At 65.8% G+C, this 16,342-nt stretch carries 19 protein-coding genes; 18 read left to right on the top strand and 1 reads right to left on the bottom strand.

Annotated features, from left to right (window positions below; translation table 11 throughout):
• Nucleotides 1-118: 118 nt before the first annotated feature.
• From mutL to ACS13N_RS01415, 10 genes are all read left to right on the top strand, one after another.
• Complete coding sequence (mutL, locus tag ACS13N_RS01460) at nt 119-2,038, top strand: DNA mismatch repair endonuclease MutL (protein ID WP_438930025.1); 1,920 nt, start codon at nt 119-121, stop codon at nt 2,036-2,038.
• Between the two features lie 7 nt (nt 2,039-2,045).
• Nucleotides 2,046-3,026, top strand: a complete 981-nt coding sequence (miaA, locus tag ACS13N_RS01455) for a tRNA (adenosine(37)-N6)-dimethylallyltransferase MiaA (protein WP_438930024.1) — start codon at nt 2,046-2,048, stop codon at nt 3,024-3,026.
• Nucleotides 3,023-3,547, top strand: coding sequence for a GNAT family N-acetyltransferase (locus tag ACS13N_RS01450; RefSeq protein ID WP_438930023.1), 525 nt, complete (start codon nt 3,023-3,025; stop codon nt 3,545-3,547). Before miaA ends, ACS13N_RS01450 begins: the two co-directional genes overlap by 4 nt.
• Nucleotides 3,548-3,659: 112 nt before the next feature.
• Nucleotides 3,660-4,172 (top strand): methylated-DNA--[protein]-cysteine S-methyltransferase, encoded by a 513-nt coding sequence (locus ACS13N_RS01445; RefSeq protein WP_438930022.1) that lies wholly within the window; start codon nt 3,660-3,662, stop codon nt 4,170-4,172.
• Nucleotides 4,169-4,873, top strand: coding sequence for a 2OG-Fe(II) oxygenase (locus tag ACS13N_RS01440; protein WP_438930021.1), 705 nt, complete (start codon nt 4,169-4,171; stop codon nt 4,871-4,873). Before ACS13N_RS01445 ends, ACS13N_RS01440 begins: the two co-directional genes overlap by 4 nt.
• A 10-nt stretch (nt 4,874-4,883) precedes the next feature.
• Nucleotides 4,884-5,540, top strand: a complete 657-nt coding sequence (gene alkB, locus ACS13N_RS01435) for a DNA oxidative demethylase AlkB (protein ID WP_438930020.1) — start codon at nt 4,884-4,886, stop codon at nt 5,538-5,540.
• 17 nt (nt 5,541-5,557) lie between these two features.
• Nucleotides 5,558-6,196, top strand: coding sequence for a DNA-3-methyladenine glycosylase family protein (locus ACS13N_RS01430; RefSeq protein ID WP_438930588.1), 639 nt, complete (start codon nt 5,558-5,560; stop codon nt 6,194-6,196).
• Nucleotides 6,197-6,291: 95 nt separating this feature from the next.
• A complete protein-coding gene (gene ada / locus ACS13N_RS01425; RefSeq protein ID WP_438930019.1) occupies nt 6,292-7,386 on the top strand; it encodes a bifunctional DNA-binding transcriptional regulator/O6-methylguanine-DNA methyltransferase Ada in 1,095 nt (364 codons plus the stop codon).
• 56 nt (nt 7,387-7,442) lie between these two features.
• Nucleotides 7,443-7,646, top strand: a complete 204-nt coding sequence (locus ACS13N_RS01420) for an Ada metal-binding domain-containing protein (protein WP_438930587.1) — start codon at nt 7,443-7,445, stop codon at nt 7,644-7,646.
• A gap of 38 nt (nt 7,647-7,684) precedes the next feature.
• On the top strand, nt 7,685-8,113 hold the full coding sequence (locus ACS13N_RS01415) for a hypothetical protein (RefSeq protein WP_438930018.1): 429 nt from the start codon (nt 7,685-7,687) through the stop codon (nt 8,111-8,113).
• A gap of 80 nt (nt 8,114-8,193) precedes the next feature.
• Here ACS13N_RS01415 and purM read toward each other — a convergent pair whose 3' ends face one another.
• Nucleotides 8,194-9,243, bottom strand: coding sequence for a phosphoribosylformylglycinamidine cyclo-ligase (gene purM / locus ACS13N_RS01410; RefSeq protein ID WP_438930017.1), 1,050 nt, complete (start codon nt 9,241-9,243; stop codon nt 8,194-8,196).
• Nucleotides 9,244-9,406: 163 nt separating this feature from the next.
• Here purM and ACS13N_RS01405 point away from each other — a divergent pair, with 163 nt between their 5' ends.
• From ACS13N_RS01405 to ACS13N_RS01370, 8 genes are all read left to right on the top strand, one after another.
• Nucleotides 9,407-10,477 (top strand): AI-2E family transporter, encoded by a 1,071-nt coding sequence (locus ACS13N_RS01405; RefSeq protein WP_438930016.1) that lies wholly within the window; start codon nt 9,407-9,409, stop codon nt 10,475-10,477.
• A gap of 45 nt (nt 10,478-10,522) precedes the next feature.
• Nucleotides 10,523-11,224: a DnaA regulatory inactivator Hda gene (gene hda, locus ACS13N_RS01400; RefSeq protein ID WP_438930015.1), complete on the top strand. Its 702-nt coding sequence runs from the start codon at nt 10,523-10,525 to the stop codon at nt 11,222-11,224.
• Between the two features lie 65 nt (nt 11,225-11,289).
• On the top strand, nt 11,290-11,964 hold the full coding sequence (locus ACS13N_RS01395) for an HAD family hydrolase (protein WP_438930014.1): 675 nt from the start codon (nt 11,290-11,292) through the stop codon (nt 11,962-11,964).
• A 12-nt stretch (nt 11,965-11,976) separates the two neighbouring features.
• Nucleotides 11,977-13,566, top strand: coding sequence for a polynucleotide adenylyltransferase PcnB (pcnB, locus tag ACS13N_RS01390; RefSeq protein ID WP_438930013.1), 1,590 nt, complete (start codon nt 11,977-11,979; stop codon nt 13,564-13,566).
• Nucleotides 13,563-14,078, top strand: a complete 516-nt coding sequence (gene folK, locus ACS13N_RS01385; protein WP_438930012.1) for a 2-amino-4-hydroxy-6-hydroxymethyldihydropteridine diphosphokinase — start codon at nt 13,563-13,565, stop codon at nt 14,076-14,078. The genes pcnB and folK overlap by 4 nt, the downstream gene beginning before the upstream one ends.
• A gap of 24 nt (nt 14,079-14,102) precedes the next feature.
• Nucleotides 14,103-14,747, top strand: a complete 645-nt coding sequence (locus ACS13N_RS01380) for a deoxynucleoside kinase (RefSeq protein ID WP_438930011.1) — start codon at nt 14,103-14,105, stop codon at nt 14,745-14,747.
• A gap of 56 nt (nt 14,748-14,803) precedes the next feature.
• Nucleotides 14,804-15,622: a 3-methyl-2-oxobutanoate hydroxymethyltransferase gene (gene panB, locus ACS13N_RS01375; protein ID WP_438930010.1), complete on the top strand. Its 819-nt coding sequence runs from the start codon at nt 14,804-14,806 to the stop codon at nt 15,620-15,622.
• 11 nt (nt 15,623-15,633) lie between these two features.
• Nucleotides 15,634-16,341 (top strand): ABC transporter permease, encoded by a 708-nt coding sequence (locus tag ACS13N_RS01370; RefSeq protein ID WP_438930009.1) that lies wholly within the window; start codon nt 15,634-15,636, stop codon nt 16,339-16,341.
• Nucleotide 16,342: the final 1 nt, after the last annotated feature.

Below are 16,342 nucleotides of genomic sequence, written 5' to 3'. Positions count from 1 at the left end.
CCCCCTAAGCGAGCGGGGAATGATACCGGATGCGACTTAGATTTCCCCTAGCCCTTGGTGGGGGCATCCGGGGTGTGCGTCCGTACGCCACACAGGGTGTGACATTTATAATGCTGCGATGACTTCCGCCCCCGATTCCGCCACCTCCGCTCGCCGCCCCATCCGCCCCCTTCCCGACCAGCTGATCAGCCAGATCGCGGCCGGCGAGGTGGTCGAACGGCCGGCGTCCGTGGTCAAGGAACTGCTGGAAAACGCGCTGGACGCCGGCGCCACGCAGCTCCAGATCAAGCTGGAGGAAGGCGGCGTGCGGCGCATCGCCATCACCGACAACGGCGGCGGCATTCCGGCCGATGAGCTGCCCGTCGCGCTGATGCGGCATGCAACCAGCAAGATCGGCTCGCTGGAAGAGCTGGAATCGGTGGCGACGCTGGGGTTTCGCGGTGAGGCGCTGGCTTCGATTGCCTCGGTGGCGGAACTGACGCTCACCTCTCGCACCACCCATGACGCGCACGCCACGCAAATCATTGCGCAAAGCGGGCGCGTGCAGCCGGCCTCGGGTGGCATCGGCACGACGGTGGACGTGCAGCATCTGTATTTCAATACGCCGGCGCGCCGCAAATTCCTCAAGACCGAGCAGACCGAACTGGGCCACTGCATGGAAGTGATCCGCCGCACAGCGCTCGCGCGGCCCGATGTGGCCATCTCCGTGCATCACAACGGCAAGCCGCTGGAGCACTGGAACGCGACGCAAGCCGATTCGCGCACAGCCGCCGTGCTCGGTACCGAATTCGCGCGCGCACGCCTGCCCTTCGAAGAGGAAGCGGGCGAACTGCGCCTCTTTGGCTTTGCTGGCCTGCCCACCGCCTCGCGCGGCCGGGCGGACCACCAGTTCTTCTACGTCAACGGCCGCTTCGTGCGCGACCGCCTGCTCACGCACGCCGTGCGCAGCGCCTACGAAGACGTGCTGCACGGCGACCGCTTCCCCGCCTATGTGCTGTGTCTGGAGCTGCCGCCCGAAGCCGTGGACGTGAACGTGCACCCGTCCAAGATCGAGGTGCGCTTTCGTGACAGCCGAGCGGTGCACCAGTTCGTCTATCACGCGATCCAGCGCGCGCTGTCACGCCACGCGGGCGAACAGGGCGACAGCCTGCGCACCGACATTGCCGATGCGCCGGGTGCTGCTGGTGTCACGGCGGCACCCTCGCCCGCCGACAACACCACGCGCTGGATCAACCAGATGGCCGCGCGGCAGACGTCGCTCGGCATCGCTCAGCCGCGTGCGGAATACCTGTCGATGATGCGGGGTGACAGCACGCCGATGCCGTCGTCGCGCCCGGCGTGGATGGCCGACGTGCCCAGCGCCGCCACGCTGTTCGACGGCAGCACCGCAACCGCCGAGGCGCCCACTACCGCGCCTGCCGCTCCGATCGCAGAAACGGAATCCGATGACGATGCTCACCCGCTCGGCTTCGCGGTCGCCCAACTGCATGGCATCTACGTGCTGGCGCAGAACACACGTGGCATGGTGCTCGTCGACATGCACGCCGCGCACGAGCGCATCCTCTACGAACAATTGAAGACGGCGCTGGAAGCCAAGCGCGTCGAGGTGCAGCCGCTGCTGATTCCGGTCACGTTTGCCGCAAGCCCGGTGGAAATTGGCACTGCCGAGGAATTCCGCGACACGCTCACGCTGCTGGGCTTCGACATCTCCGCCGTATCGCCCACGACGCTGGCGGTGCGGTCGGTACCGACGCTGCTGCAAAAGGCCGACGCACAAGCCCTTGCCCGCGACGTGCTGCGCGACCTGCAGGCCTATGGCGGCTCGCGCGTGCTGGCCGAGCGCCAGAACGAGCTGCTGGCCACGCTGGCCTGCCACTCCGCCGTGCGCGCCAATCGCCGCCTGAACCTGGACGAGATGAACGCGCTGCTGCGCCAAATGGAAGCCACCGAGCGCGCGGACCAATGCAACCACGGTCGCCCGACGTGGATCCAGCTCACCGTGGCTGACCTGGACCGTCTGTTCCTGCGCGGTCAGTGAGTTTGTGATGACCGTGTCTTCTGTCAACGCGCCACGCGCCGTCTGCCTGCTTGGCCCCACCGCATCCGGCAAAACCGCTGCCGCACTGAAGCTCGCCGAGCGCTGGCCGGTCGAGATCATCAGCATGGATTCTGCGCTGGTGTATCGCGGCATGGACATCGGCACGGCCAAACCCAGCCCCGAAGAACAGGCCATCGCTCCGCATCACCTGATCGACATCATCGATCCGCTCGACGCCTATTCCGCCGCGCAGTTCGCCAACGATGCGAATACGCTCATCGACGCCATCCGCGCGCGTGGCAAGCTGCCGCTCATCGTTGGCGGCACGATGCTGTACTACAAGGCGCTCACGCAAGGGCTGTCCGATTTGCCCGGCGCTGACCCGGCCATCCGCGCCGAGATCGACGCCGAAGCCGCACGCGATGGCTGGCCTGCACTGCATGCGAAGCTCGCCCTGGTCGATCCGATCACCGCTGCGCGGCTGCACACGACGGATGCGCAGCGCATCCAGCGTGCATTGGAACTGTATCGGCTGACCGGCCAACCGATGTCCGCGCTGCTCGCGCGCGAGGTCGGTGCAAACGCGTTCCAGCAGCACGAAGCCGCCGCGCCGTATTTGACGATTGCACTGGAGCCGTCGGATCGCCTCGTGCTGCATGCACGCATCGCACAGCGCTTCGATGCCATGCTCGCCGGCGGCCTGCTCGACGAAGTCGAGAGTTTGCGCCGCCGCGGCGACCTCTCGCCAACACTGCCGTCCATTCGCTGCGTGGGCTATCGCCAGGCGTGGGCCTACCTGGATGGCGAGATCGACATGGCCGCCCTGCGTGAACAAGGCGTCGCCGCCACACGCCAGCTCTGCAAGCGCCAGATCACGTGGCTGCGCAGCACACCGGAGCGGCACGTGGTCGACTGCCTCGCCCCCGATTATGTCGACCAGGTCGCACGCCTGGTCCAAATCTCACTGGAATCGCAATCACCGCTATGACGACCACCGATACCGCTACCACCTTTACGCTGCGCCCTGCCACGCCGGATGATTGCGCGGCGCTCGTTCGCCTGATCACCGCACTGGCCGAGTACGAGAAGCTCACGCACCTCGTGCAGACCACGCCCGAGGCGCTCGCCACCATGCTGTTCGGCCCGCGCCCCTATTGCGAGGCGGTGATGGCGGAGGTCGAAGGTCAAGCCGTCGGCTTTGCGCTGTTCTTCCACAATTTCTCGACGTTCCTCTGCAAGCCGGGCCTGTATCTGGAGGACCTGTTTGTCGAGCCGGAACATCGTGGTCTTGGCATTGGCAAGGCACTGCTGATTCACCTCGCACGCCTGGCGCAGGAACGCGACTGCGGCCGCTTTGAATGGAGCGTGCTCGACTGGAACGCACCGTCCATCGCCTTCTATGAAGCCATGGGCGCCGACGTGCTGCCCGAGTGGCGCATCTGCCGCGCCACCGGCGACGCACTCGGCACGATGGCCGCCATCCCCATGCCTGCCGCGCTGGCAGCGTAAGGCCAGACGCTCCAGATTCGGCTCTCGAATTTGACCGCAAGCCCCGGAGTGTCACGTGCGCGCCGGGCGCCTAACCTTCGCTGCATCAATCACCACGTTGATGGAGCGAACCATGAACACCCCTACCACGCTGCACTACGCCATCGGCACCAGCACGCTCAGCCAAGTGCTGGTGGCCGCTGCCAGTGGCCGTGGCATCTGTGCTTTGCTGCTTGGCGATCAGGCGGATGCACTACGCGCGGAACTCGCCGCAGCGTTTCCCAATGCGGTACTGATGCGTGACGATGCCGCACTCAGCGCGCAGTTGGCCCAGGCCATTGCGCTGGCGGATGCACCGTCCGGCAACTTTGACGGCACCCTCGACATTGGCGGCACACCGTTCCAACGCCGGGTCTGGCAAGCGCTGTGCGACATCCCTGCGGGCAGCACCACGACCTACACTGAAATAGCGCAGCGCATCGGCCAGCCCGACGCGGTACGCGCCGTTGCCAGCGCGTGCGCCGCCAACGTGCTGGCCATCGCCATTCCATGCCATCGTGTCGTGCGTACCGACGGCGGCCTGGCTGGCTATCGCTGGGGCGTCGCGCGCAAACGCGCATTGCTCGCCATGGAGCACCACGCATGACTCGCACACACGTCGACACCATCGATTGGACCGCCGCAGAAGACGCGCTCAACGACGTCGGCAGCGCCGTACTGCCCGGTCTGCTCACGCACGACGAATGCGATGCGCTCACCGCCCTCTACCCGCGCGACACGCTCTATCGTTCGCGCGTGGTGATGGCGCGCCACGGCTTCGGCCGCGGTGAGTACAAGTACTTCGCCTACCCGCTGCCCGACCGCATCGCGCAGTTGCGCACCGCGCTGTATCCGCAACTCGCGCCCATCGCCAACCGCTGGAATCAGGCGATGGGTATCGACGTGCGTTACCCCGCTGTGCATGCCGATTTCCTGCGCCGCTGCCACGAGGCTGGCCAGTTGCGCCCGACACCGTTGATCCTGCAATACGGCCCCGGCGACTACAACTGCCTGCATCAAGACCTCTACGGCGAACACGTCTTCCCGCTGCAGGTAGCGATCCTGCTGTCCGAGCCCGGCGTCGACTTCACCGGCGGCGAATTCGTCATGACCGAGCAGCGCCCGCGCATGCAGTCGCGTCCGGAAGTCGTGCCGCTACGCAAAGGCGACGCGGTGATCTTTGCCGTGCACCACCGGCCCGTGCAGGGCACGCGCGGCGTGTATCGCGTCAACATGCGCCACGGCGTGAGCCGCCTGCATTCCGGACAGCGGCATACTGTGGGCATCATCTTCCACGATGCTCTGTGAGGCGGTGCACATGACAACCGGCGATCTCTTTGCCGATCAGGAACACGCTGACGACACACGCATCGTGCTCGGGCCAGCGTCGTTCGTACTGCGCAGCTTTGCACTGGCTGACGCGCCGGCGTTGCTCAGCGCCGTGGAGGCCATCGTGGAGCGGGCAGCGTTTCGCCACATGGTCACGCCGGGCGGTCTCGAAATGTCGGTGGCGCTCACCAACAGTGGCTCACTGGGCTGGACATCAGACCGCCGCGGCTATCGCTACACCACGCACGACCCGTTGACCAACCAGCCATGGCCACCGTTGCCCGACGTGTTCCTGCGTCTCGCACACCGTGCCGCCGCCGAAGCAGGCTTCCCCGGCTTCACGCCTGACGCGTGCCTCATCAACCGCTACGTGCCTGGCACGCGGCTGTCGCTCCATCAGGATCGCGATGAACAGGACTACGGCGCACCCATCGTTTCGGTGTCGCTCGGTATGCCCGCGATCTTCCTGTTCGGCGGGCACAAGCGCGCAGACAAGACGCAGCGCGTACCGCTCTTTCATGGTGATGTCGTCGTCTGGGGCGGGCCGGACCGCCTGCGCTATCACGGCGTTGCACCGCTCAAGGAGCACGCGCATGCGCTGCTGGGCACGCAGCGCATCAACCTCACCTTCCGCAAAGCGGGTTGACCGCATTGGCCACCACATTGACCATCGCTGCCGATCTGTCCGACGACGCTTACACGCGTGCAGCGGATTTCCTTTCGTCGCTGGACGACGACTGGGCTCGCCACGTCGCTGCAATTGGCCCGTGCCGCCACGCCGCCAAACCTGCACGCGAGCCTTACGAGGCACTCGTACGCGCCATCGCGTATCAGCAACTGCATGCCAAAGCGGGCGACGCCATCCTCGGTCGATTCCTGGCGCTCTACCCCGGCGTGGGCTTTCCCTCACCCACGCAATTGCTGGCCACCGACGAGGCGGCACAACGCAGCTGCGGTTTCTCGGCCACCAAACTGGCGACGATTCGTGGCATTGCACAAGCCGCGCTCGACGGTGTGGTGCCCACGCGCGATGCGGCACTCGCCATGTCGGACGACGCGCTGATCGAGCGGCTTGTCACGCTACGCGGCGTCGGCCGCTGGACAGTCGAGATGCTGCTGATCTATACGCTGGAGCGCTCCGACATCCTGCCCGCTGATGACTTCGGCGTGCGCGAAGGCTACCGCCGTCTGAAGTGTCTCGACACTACGCCCACCCGCAAGCAGATGGAGACCATCGGCCGTGCGTGGAGTCCGTACCGGACCATCGCCGCGTGGTACCTCTGGCGGATGCCGAACAAGTGACGCAGCCGACTCCGAGAATTTGACCGCAAGACGCGGAGTGTCCACACTGGGCTCCGCGCCTACAGTACAGGCATCGACTTATCCCCCTGGATGCCATGCAAAGGTCCGCCAAAATCGCACCAGCCATCACCGTCGAACATGACCCGCGCTGGGCCCGTGTGCTCGCGCGCGATGCCTCCGCAGACGGTGCGTTCGTCTATGCCGTGAAGACCACCGGCGTGTACTGCCTGCCGAGCAGCCCATCGCGCCTGCCGCGCCCGGAGAACGTGGAGTTCTTCGACACCGCCGCTGACGCCGAAGCCGCCGGCTACCGCCCGAGCCGCCGCGCCAGCCCCGACCAGACCACCGCGCGCGCGCAACAAGCCGCGGTGGTCGCGGCTGCCTGCCGCCGCATTGAAGCTTCGGATACACCGCCCTCGCTCGACGTGCTCGCGCAGGACGCCGGCCTCAGCACGTATCACTTCCATCGTCTGTTCAAGAGCGTGACCGGCCTGACCCCCAAGGCCTATGCGGATGCCCACCGGGCACGCAAGCTGCGCGCACAGCTGGGGCGCGGCAGCTCCGTCACCGAAGCCATCTACGACGCGGGCTTCAACGCCAGCAGCCGCTTCTACGAGGCCTCCGACCACGTGCTCGGCATGACCGCCAGCCGCTACCGCGCGGGCGGAGCACAGACCACGATCCGCTTTGCCGTGGGCGAGTGCTCGCTCGGTTCGATTCTCGTGGCACAGAGCGATAGGGGCATCTGCGCGATCCTGATGGGCGACGACCCGGACGCCCTCGTGCGCGATCTGCAGGACACCTTCCGCAAGGCCGAGTTGATTGGCGGTGATGCCGGTTTTGAGGATTTGGTCGCCAAGGTGGTGGGCTTGATTGAAGTGCCCTCCCTTGGTCTGGATCTGCCGCTGGATGTGCGCGGCACGGCGTTCCAGGAGCGGGTGTGGCAAGCGTTGCGCGAAGTACCGCCCGGCAGCACGACCAGCTATGCGGAAATTGCCGCGCGTATCGGCGCGCCCAAGGCGGTGCGCGCGGTAGCGCAGGCATGTGCGGCCAACCACATCGCCGTGGCCATTCCGTGCCATCGGGTGATCCGCCGCGACGGCAATACCTCCGGCTATCGCTGGGGTGTGGAGCGCAAGCGCGCGCTGCTAGAGCGCGAAGCGCATGCCGAAGCCCTGCCCGTGGCGTGAACACCTGGACGCTGCTGGGCGCCAATGGTCAGCCCTATGAGAGCGCCGTGCCCGGCATGCTGGGCGGGCATCGGCGGGCACGCATCTATGGCCGGCTCGATTGCCGTGCGGCCCGCCAGGCCATCGCGCGTGGCGGCTATGTCCGGCACCGGGTGTTCTTCCTGAGCGAAGCCGACGCGCGCGCCGCCGGCTATCGCCCCTGCGCGGTCTGCATGCCACAGGCGTACGCAGCGTGGAAAAGATCAATGCATTCCGGGTAAAGTCGCGGTCTTGTCTCCGAACCCACGCCCCGCGCGCCATGATCAAACCCCTGTTTCTTGCCGTGCTCGCCGCCGTTGCGCTGACGGGCTGCGGCCGTTCCGACGACGCACAGAAGTCTGCTGCGCAGGCACCGGCCCCGGCCTCTGCTCCCGTCGCAGCACCCACGAGCGCGCCTGCAGCCAGCACCCACGAGCTCAGCGAAGCCGAGCAAGCCAAGGCCGCAGACATCGCCCGCGCCGCCATCGAGAAATACAAGCTGACCAGCCTGTCGCCCGAATGCCTGACGTTCATGGCCGGACTGGAAGACGACACGCACTACAACGTCGAAGTGCTGGAAAACCACACGCCAGCTTGCGGTGGCGATCCGAACACCGCGCCGCACGTGGTCACCCTGCTGATCGACAAGAACACCGGCGCGCTGCAGAAAGACGACCCGGCAAACGGCGATTACGTGCCGCTCAAGTAAGCTCCCGTAGAACGACGCGCATAAAAAACCGCCGAATCTATCGGCGGTTTTTTGTTGGGCGCGAACTACGCGTCAGCGCATCAGACCACAATGGTCTGCGCTTCGCCAGCTTGGCGGGCGCGGATTTCGCCGATCTGGTACACCGTCTCGCCTGCGTCCTTCAGGTGGGCGATGGCCGCCGGTGCATCCGCTGCCGACACGATCACGACCATGCCGATGCCGCAGTTGAACACGCGGTGCATTTCGTCGTCGGCCACGTTGCCGGCCTTCTGCAGCCACTGGAACAGCGGCGGCAGCGTCCAGGCGCTCTTGTGCAGCACGGCGGTCAGGTTGTCTTGCAGCACGCGCGGCACGTTTTCGGTCAAACCGCCGCCGGTGATGTGCGCCATGCCCTTGACGTTCAGCTTTTCGATCAGCGACAGCAGCGGCTTCACGTAGATGCGCGTCGGCGCCATGATGGCGTCCTGCAGGCGCTGGCCGTGGAAGTCGGCATTCAGGTCCGGACGCGATACCTCGATGATCTTGCGCACCAGCGAGTAGCCGTTCGAATGCGCACCCGACGAGGCCAGGCCCAGCACCACATCGCCCTCGGCAATGGTGGTGCCGTCGATGATCTTGCGCTTTTCGACCGCGCCGACGGCAAAGCCGGCCAGGTCGTATTCGCCGTCCGGGTACATGCTCGGCATTTCAGCGGTTTCGCCGCCGATCAGCGCGCAGCCGGCCAGCTCGCAGCCCTGGGCGATGCCCTTGACCACGGTGGCAGCCGTTTCGACGTCCAGCTTGCCGCAGGCGAAGTAATCCAGGAAGAACAGCGGCTCGGCACCCTGCACCAGGATGTCGTTCACGCTCATGGCAACCAGATCCTGGCCGACCGTGTCGTGACGGTTCAGTGCAAAGGCCAGCTTGAGCTTGGTGCCCACGCCGTCGGTGCCGGACACCAGCACCGGCTCCTGGTACTTCTTGGACAGCTCGAACAGCGCGCCGAAGCCGCCGATGCCGCCCAGCACGCCTTCGCGCATGGTGCGCTTGGCAAACGGCTTGATGCGGTCGACCAGGGCGTCACCCGCCTCGATGTCGACGCCTGCGTCACGGTAGGACAGGCCTGCGGATGGGGTTTCGGAAGCGCTCATACTGACGTCTGAATAGAAAAAAACCGGTAAGGAAGGCAGGACGGCGGCGGGAAGTCACAAAAATCGGACCCGCCGGTCCAGTAAAATCGCGATTTTACCGGATGCGGCCCTCCCAATGGCCGCTTTTCCGACTCCCCACCCGCCATCGGAACCATCGCCGCCCATGAACGCCCCCGTGCTGACGCAGGAAACCAAGCGCACGCTCGTCTGGATCGTCGTGGCGATCGTCTTTTTTGCGCTGCTCAAGCTGCTGGCGCCGACGCTCACCCCCTTCCTGTTCGCGTTCATCCTGGCGTACATCCTGCACCCCGGCGTGGAATGGCTGCAACGCCACCGCGTGCCGCGCGCGCTGGGCGTGTTCCTGATGATCCTGCTGCTGACGGTGGTGGGCGTGGCGCTGACGCTGCTGGTGCTGGCCGTGCTGCAGAAGGAGATTCCGGCCATCCGCGAACAATTGCCCGGCATGCTGGCCAAGCTCAATGCAGCGGCCTCGCCCAAGCTGGCGGAGATGGGCGTGCAAGTCCGTTTCGACTTCCCTGGCCTGCGCAAACTGCTGACCGAGCAGCTCGCCTCCAGCCCGGAAGATGTGATGTCTACGGCGCTGGGCTACCTGCGCGTGTCAGGCTCCGCTGCGCTGCAAGTGCTGGCCACGGCCTTCCTCGTACCCATCGTGATGTTCTACCTGCTGATGGACTGGAACATGCTGATGCGCCGGATCGAGACGGCCGTGCCGCGCCGGTGGCTCGCCAAGACGCGCGAACTGGCCAGCGAGACCGATGGCCTGCTCTCCCAATACCTGCGCGGGCAGATCATCGTGATGCTGGTGCTGGCGGTGTACTACTCCTCGGGCCTGGCGCTGGCGGGCTTTGACGTGGCGCTGCCGGTCGGCATCTTCACGGGGCTGGCGGTGTTCATTCCCTATATTGGCTTCGGCATTGGTCTCACACTGGCCATCCTTTCTGCGCTGTTGCAGTTCGGCAACCTGTATGGGCTGCTGGCGGTGGCAGTGGTCTACGGCATCGGCCAGGTGCTGGAAGGCTTCTATCTGACGCCGCGCCTGGTGGGCGAGCGCATCGGCCTGCACCCGCTGGCCGTGATCCTCGCCTTGCTGGCTTTTGGCCAATTGTTCGGATTTTTCGGTATCCTGCTGGCCCTGCCGATCAGTGCTGTGCTATTGGTCGGTTTGCGGCAGATCCGGCAGCTCTACCTGAACAGCAGGCTCTACCGCGAATAACTTACCGGCTGCCTTACCGCCGCCTGATACCGCCACCCTAGCCTCATGGCCCAACCAGAACAGCTACCGCTCGAACTCGGCGCGCCCCCCGCTCCGACCTTCGACAACTTCGTCGCCGCTGGCAACGAAGAGGCGTTGCTGCGCCTGCGCGCCCTGGTTCCGCAGGTGGTGGACGGCACCGCCACCGACCGCCTCGTCTACCTGTGGGGCGAAGAAGGCAGCGGCCGCAGCCACCTGTTGCAGGCCATCTGCGCCCAAGCCGAGGCCGGCGGCTACGAAGTCCGCACGCTTGAGCCCGACGCGCCGGCCGAAGCCTATGACTTTGACCCGAAGGTCACGGTCTGGACCATCGACGACGCCGAGCACCTGGACGAATGGGCGCAGATTGCGGTGTTCAACCTCGTCAATGAAGTGCGCGCACAACCGCATGCCGCCATCGCCATCGCCGGGGCGGCAGCCCCCATGTCGATGCCGCTGCGTGAAGACTTGCGCACACGCCTGGGCTGGGGCCTGGTCTACTGGCTGCGCCCGCTGTCCGACGCCGACAAGGTCGAAGCCCTGCGCCAGGCTGCCCGCGAGCGCGGCATGCAACTCTCCGCCGACGTTCCTCAGTGGCTTGTGACGCATTCCTACCGCGACATGCCGAGTCTGATGGCCCTGCTGGACGCCCTCGACACCTATTCGCTCGCCCGCAAGCGCGCCGTCACCCTGCCGCTTGTGCGCGACATGCTCGCCTTAATGAAGTAAATGCGTGAAGTGAATCCAGGGGCCTGCGCGGCTGCTTGCCTAACCTTCGGGTAAAATCGCGCCCCATGAATCTGGCCCTCTTCGACCTCGATCACACCCTCATCCCCACCGACAGCGACCACGAGTGGGGACGTTTCCTCATCCGCCGCGGCGTGGTGGATGAAGCCGAATACCAGCGCAAGAACGATCAGTTCTATGCCGACTACAAAGCCGGTACGCTGGATATCCAAGCCTTCCTGCGCTTTGCCCTGGCACCGCTCGCTGCCCACTCGCGCGACACGCTGGCTCAGTGGCATGCGGAATTCATGCACGAGGTGATCCGCCCGAAGATCACACCGCAGGCCCAGGCACTGGTCTACAAGCATCTGGACGCCGGGGACCTCTGCTGCGTGGTCACAGCCACCAACAGCTTCGTCACCCGCCCGATCGCCCAGGCGTTCGGCATCGACCACCTGATCGCCACTGAACCTGCCACCGCCGACGGCTCGCCCGATGCCGCCTTCACCGGCGACGTGGCCGGCACACCGAGCTTTCGCGAGGGCAAGGTCACGCGCGTGCATGACTGGTTGGCCAACATGGGCCGCGGCTGGAGCGACTTCGAGCACAGCACTTTCTACAGCGATTCCGCCAACGACGTACCGCTGCTGGAAGAAGTGACCGACCCCGTGGCCACCAACCCGGACGACACCCTGCGTAACCTCGCAGCTTCGCGCAATTGGCGCATCATGGATCTTTTCTAAGCTGAGCGCGGCGTGATCAAGAAACTCATCAACCGCCTGCTGGGCAAGACCACCGCGGAACCCGAAACGACCACCCAGGCCGTCGAGCCAGGAACGCCTCCCGCCAAGAAGGCCCGCGCACCCAGGGCGCCCAAAGCGGCCAAGGCGCGTGGCAAATCCACCGGTGGTGTGCCGCGCCAGGCGCGCGTGTGGAATGTGGAAGAGCACGGCATCGATCCGAAGCTGCTTTCGCGCAACGCGGTCAAGGTCACCTCCACGCTGCAGGAAGCGGGCTATGACGCCTTCATCGTCGGCGGCGCCGTGCGTGACCTGCTGCTGGGCATCAAGCCGAAAGACTTTGATGTGGCCACCAACGCCACGCCCGAACAGGTGCAGGCGCTGTTCCGCCGTTCACGCATCATCGGCCGGCGCTTCCAGATCGTGCACGTGACGTTCTACGGCGGGCGCGATCAGGAAATCATTGAAGTCTCGACCTTCCGTGCGCTGGTTGACGCCGTGGAAAGCGAGCAGGTGCCAGCCGGCAAGCGCGTCAAGCGCACCGATCTGGACCACCACACCCACGCCGTCGATGCCAGCGGCCGCGTGCTGCGCGACAACGTCTGGGGCACCCAGGCCGAAGACGCCACCCGCCGCGACTTCACCGTCAACGCGATGTACTACAACCCCGCCGACGAAACCGTGCATGACTACCATCACGGCATGGAAGACATGCGCGCCCGCACGCTGCGCATGATCGGCGACCCGCTCACCCGCTACCGCGAAGACCCGGTGCGCATGCTGCGCGTGGTGCGCTTCGCGGCCAAGACCGGCTTCGACATCGACCCCGACACGCGCGCGCCGATTGCCGAGCTGGGCCCGTTGATCCACAACGTGCCGGCCGCGCGCCTGTTCGACGAGATGCTCAAGCTGCTGATGTCAGGCCACGCCTGGGCATCGCTTCAGGAGCTGCGCAAGGCAGGCCTGCACCGTGGCCTGCTGCCGCTGCTGGACGTGGCGCTGGAGCAGCCGATGGGCCAGCGCTTCGTGCAACTCGCGCTCGACAACACAGACGAGCGCGTCAAGGCCGGCAAGCCGGTCTCGCCGGGCTTCCTGTTTGCCTCGCTGCTGTGGCACCACGTGGTCGAGCACTGGAACCGTCGGCGCTCGGCCGGCGAGCCGCTGATCCCCGCGCTGCACACCGCCATGGACGAAGTGCTCGACCGCCAGACCGAGCAGCTCGCCATCCAGCGCCGCTTCACGTCCGACATGAAGGAAATCTGGAGCATGCAGCCGCGCTTTGAGAAGCGCTCGGGCCGCATGCCCTATCGCCTGCTGGAATCGCCGCGTTTCCGCGCGGGGTATGACTTCCTCGTCCTGCGCTGCGCCTCGGGCGAACTGCCGCAGGAACTCGCTGATTGGTGGACCGACTTCCAGAACGGCGACGGCGAAGCCCGCGATGCCCTCATGACCCAGGCCAAGCGCGCGCCGAGCGGCGGAGCAGGCGTCGGTGGTGCAAATAGTGGCAATTCCACGGGGCCAGCCAAGCGCCGTCGCCGCCGACGCGGTCCGGCAAAATCGGATACAGTCGAGCGCGTAAGTCCGGAAGGTTCGGAGGAAACGTGAAGACAGTGGCGTACATCGGCATCGGCGCCAACCTGGGCGACGCTCGCCAGGCTGTGAAAGACGCCGTGGTCTGCCTTGCGCAGCAGGTCGGTATCACCATCACCGGCAAATCGAGCCTGTACCGTAGCGCGCCAGTCGATGCCAGCGGCGACGACTACATCAATGCCGTGGTGCGCCTCGATACGCATTTCACGGCGGGGCAACTGCTCCGCATCTGTCACCACATTGAAGATCAGTTCGGCCGCGAGCGCCCGTTCCGCAACGCGCCACGCACACTGGACCTGGACCTGCTGCTCTACGGCGACCACGTCCTCACCTCGCCCGAACTAACCGTACCGCACCCGCGTGTAGGCCAGCGCGCCTTTACGCTGCTGCCGCTGCATGAACTGGCGCCTGGTCTCGTGATCCCGGGCATCGGTGCGGTGGCTGACCTGCTGCCCGGTGTGGCCGACCAGCGCATCGAGAAGACCACGATGTGCCAATGCATGCGCGCCAAGCAGCCCGCTGCCTAACTCTGAATTCCGCATCACCGCCTGATGGCACTTGATCATCTGCGCCGCATCGTCGTTGAAGGGCCCATTGGCGTGGGCAAGACCGCGCTGGCCCAACGCTTGGCCGACCACCTGCGTGCGGCCACGCTGTTCGAGACGCCTGCCGAAAACCCTTTCCTCGCCCGCTTCTACGCCGAGCCCGCGCGCTATGCGCTGCCGGTGCAGTTGCGCTTCCTGCTGCAGCGTGCGGAGCGGCTCGCCGCGTGGCAGGAGGCCACGCTCACGGGTGAGCGCATCGTGGCCGACAGCTTCCTGCCGCGCGATCGCCTGTTCGCTCAGCTCACGCTGCCGGCTGATGAGCTTGCGCTGTACGATGCCATGGCAAAAGCACTGGCACTGCCCCAGCAACGCATCGACCTCGTGATCTGCCTGCAGGCACGCGCCGAAGATCTGCTGCCGCGCATCGCCAAGCGCGCCGTTCCTTACGAAACGGGCATTGATGCCGACTACCTGGAACGCATCTGCGCCGCGTACGGCGAGCTGTTTCTGTATTACGATGCCGCACCGACGCTGATCGTCGACACCGCTGCCTTCGACCCCGCAGGCAACGACGACGATTTCCGCACCTTGCTTGCCCGCATCGACGCGATGCGCGGTCCCAAGGAATTCATCAAGCTCGCGACCCGGTAGCAGACCCTCACGCGGTCTGTCCTGGATGGTCGCGACGACCAACTGGATCCCAGTCCATGAGCTATCTCCAGGAATCGAATCGCAAGGCCGTCACGGTGACGTCGCTGCAGGCCATGCGTGCCGCCGGCGATCGCATCGCCATGCTGACGGCCTACGACGCCAGCTTCGCCGCCCTGATGGACCGCAACGGCGCTGACGTGCTGCTGGTGGGTGATTCGCTCGGCAACGTGATGCAGGGCCAGAAGACCACGCTGCCGGTCACGCTCGAGCACATCGTCTATCACACCGAATGCGTGTCGCGCGGCATCGATAAGGCGTTGCTGATGTCGGACCTGCCTTTCGGCACCTACGGCACGCCCGAACAAGCCTTCCACAGCGCTGTGCGCGTGATGCAGGCCGGTGCGCAGATGGTCAAGCTCGAAGGCGGTGTGTGGCTGGCGCCGACGATCAAGTTCCTGATCGAGCGCAGCATTCCGGTGTGCGCGCATATCGGCTTGACACCGCAGTCGGTGCACGCCTTCGGCGGCTTCAAGGTGCAGGGGCGTGGAGACGAGGCCGCGGCGCAGCTCAAGGCCGATGCGCTGGCCGTACAGGATGCAGGCGCACAGATGGTCCTCATGGAAGCCGTGCCCGCCGCGCTGGCCGGCGAGGTCACCCGCCTGCTGAAAGTCCCGACCATCGGTATCGGTGCGGGGCTGGAGTGTTCGGGCCAGGTACTCGTCATGCACGACATGCTGGGCGTGTTCCCTGGCCACCGGCCCAAGTTCGTACGCAACTTCATGGATGGGCAGACCACCATCGACGGTGCGGTCGCTGCCTACGTGGCTGCCGTCAAGGACGGCACCTTCCCGGGCCCGGAACACACCTTCGCCTAAGCAGCGCCTGCATGGAAATCTGGTCGGCCACCGTCGACGCGTTCGCCCTGCTCGCCAGCGGCGATGCAGCGTTGTGGACGATCGTCTGGGTATCGTTGAAGGTGGCGATTGCCGGGTTGTTGCTGGCGGCGCCACCGGGGCTGCTCATCGCCTACGCCATCGCCATGCACCGCTTTGCTGGGCGTCGCGCACTGGTGGTGCTGGCGCAGGCCTCACTGTCGTTTCCGACGGTGCTGATCGGGCTGCTGCTGTATCTGCTGCTCTCGCGCCAAGGGCCGCTCGGGGGTTTCGGGCTGCTGTTCACGCAGGGCGGGATGATCCTCGGGCAAGCGGTGCTCGGGCTGCCAGTCATCGTTGCCTTTGCGCTGACAACACTCGAACGGGCTGATCCACGCTTGACCGAAACGGCGCGCGTGCTCGGTGCCGGACGTGTGCGCCTGCTGCTGACGGTGTTTCGTGAACTCCGCTTCGGCCTGATAGCGGCCGTGGTGGCGGGTTTCGGCCGCGTGATTGCGGAGGTCGGCTCTGCGCTGATGGTCGGGGGCAACATCGAGGGCATCACGCGCACCATGACTACGGCGATTGCGTTGGAAACCAGCAAAGGCGAGTTTGCGCAGGGCATTGCGCTGGGCATCGTGCTGATCGCGCTGGCGCTGCTCGTCAACCTCGTGCTGGCGTGGCTGCAGGGCGCCGGTAGTTATCGGCGGGAAGCAACGTGAG

The sequence above is a fragment of the Ralstonia sp. 24A2 genome (assembly GCF_051783885.1).
Classification (GTDB): domain Bacteria; phylum Pseudomonadota; class Gammaproteobacteria; order Burkholderiales; family Burkholderiaceae; genus Ralstonia.
The sequence above is the reverse complement of the archived record's forward strand: the minus strand, read 5'-3'. Positions and strand labels throughout refer to the sequence as shown.

Bases quoted from the DNA above. Each gene is read 5' to 3' on its own strand.
- ACS13N_RS01420 (WP_438930587.1), top strand. From the start codon at position 7,443: ATGCTGGGCGGGCATCGGCGGGCACGCATCTATGGCCGGCTCGATTGC.
- miaA (WP_438930024.1), top strand. From the start codon at position 2,046: ATGACCGTGTCTTCTGTCAACGCGCCACGCGCCGTCTGCCTGCTTGGC.
- ACS13N_RS01370 (WP_438930009.1), top strand. From the start codon at position 15,634: ATGGAAATCTGGTCGGCCACCGTCGACGCGTTCGCCCTGCTCGCCAGC.
- ACS13N_RS01450 (WP_438930023.1), top strand. From the start codon at position 3,023: ATGACGACCACCGATACCGCTACCACCTTTACGCTGCGCCCTGCCACG.
- ACS13N_RS01440 (WP_438930021.1), top strand. From the start codon at position 4,169: ATGACTCGCACACACGTCGACACCATCGATTGGACCGCCGCAGAAGAC.
- mutL (WP_438930025.1), top strand. From the start codon at position 119: ATGACTTCCGCCCCCGATTCCGCCACCTCCGCTCGCCGCCCCATCCGC.
- ACS13N_RS01415 (WP_438930018.1), top strand. From the start codon at position 7,685: ATGATCAAACCCCTGTTTCTTGCCGTGCTCGCCGCCGTTGCGCTGACG.
- ACS13N_RS01405 (WP_438930016.1), top strand. From the start codon at position 9,407: ATGAACGCCCCCGTGCTGACGCAGGAAACCAAGCGCACGCTCGTCTGG.
- ACS13N_RS01395 (WP_438930014.1), top strand. From the start codon at position 11,290: ATGAATCTGGCCCTCTTCGACCTCGATCACACCCTCATCCCCACCGAC.
- purM (WP_438930017.1), bottom strand. From the start codon at position 9,243: ATGAGCGCTTCCGAAACCCCATCCGCAGGCCTGTCCTACCGTGACGCA.
- ada (WP_438930019.1), top strand. From the start codon at position 6,292: ATGCAAAGGTCCGCCAAAATCGCACCAGCCATCACCGTCGAACATGAC.
- ACS13N_RS01380 (WP_438930011.1), top strand. From the start codon at position 14,103: ATGGCACTTGATCATCTGCGCCGCATCGTCGTTGAAGGGCCCATTGGC.
- panB (WP_438930010.1), top strand. From the start codon at position 14,804: ATGAGCTATCTCCAGGAATCGAATCGCAAGGCCGTCACGGTGACGTCG.
- alkB (WP_438930020.1), top strand. From the start codon at position 4,884: ATGACAACCGGCGATCTCTTTGCCGATCAGGAACACGCTGACGACACA.
- ACS13N_RS01445 (WP_438930022.1), top strand. From the start codon at position 3,660: ATGAACACCCCTACCACGCTGCACTACGCCATCGGCACCAGCACGCTC.
- hda (WP_438930015.1), top strand. From the start codon at position 10,523: ATGGCCCAACCAGAACAGCTACCGCTCGAACTCGGCGCGCCCCCCGCT.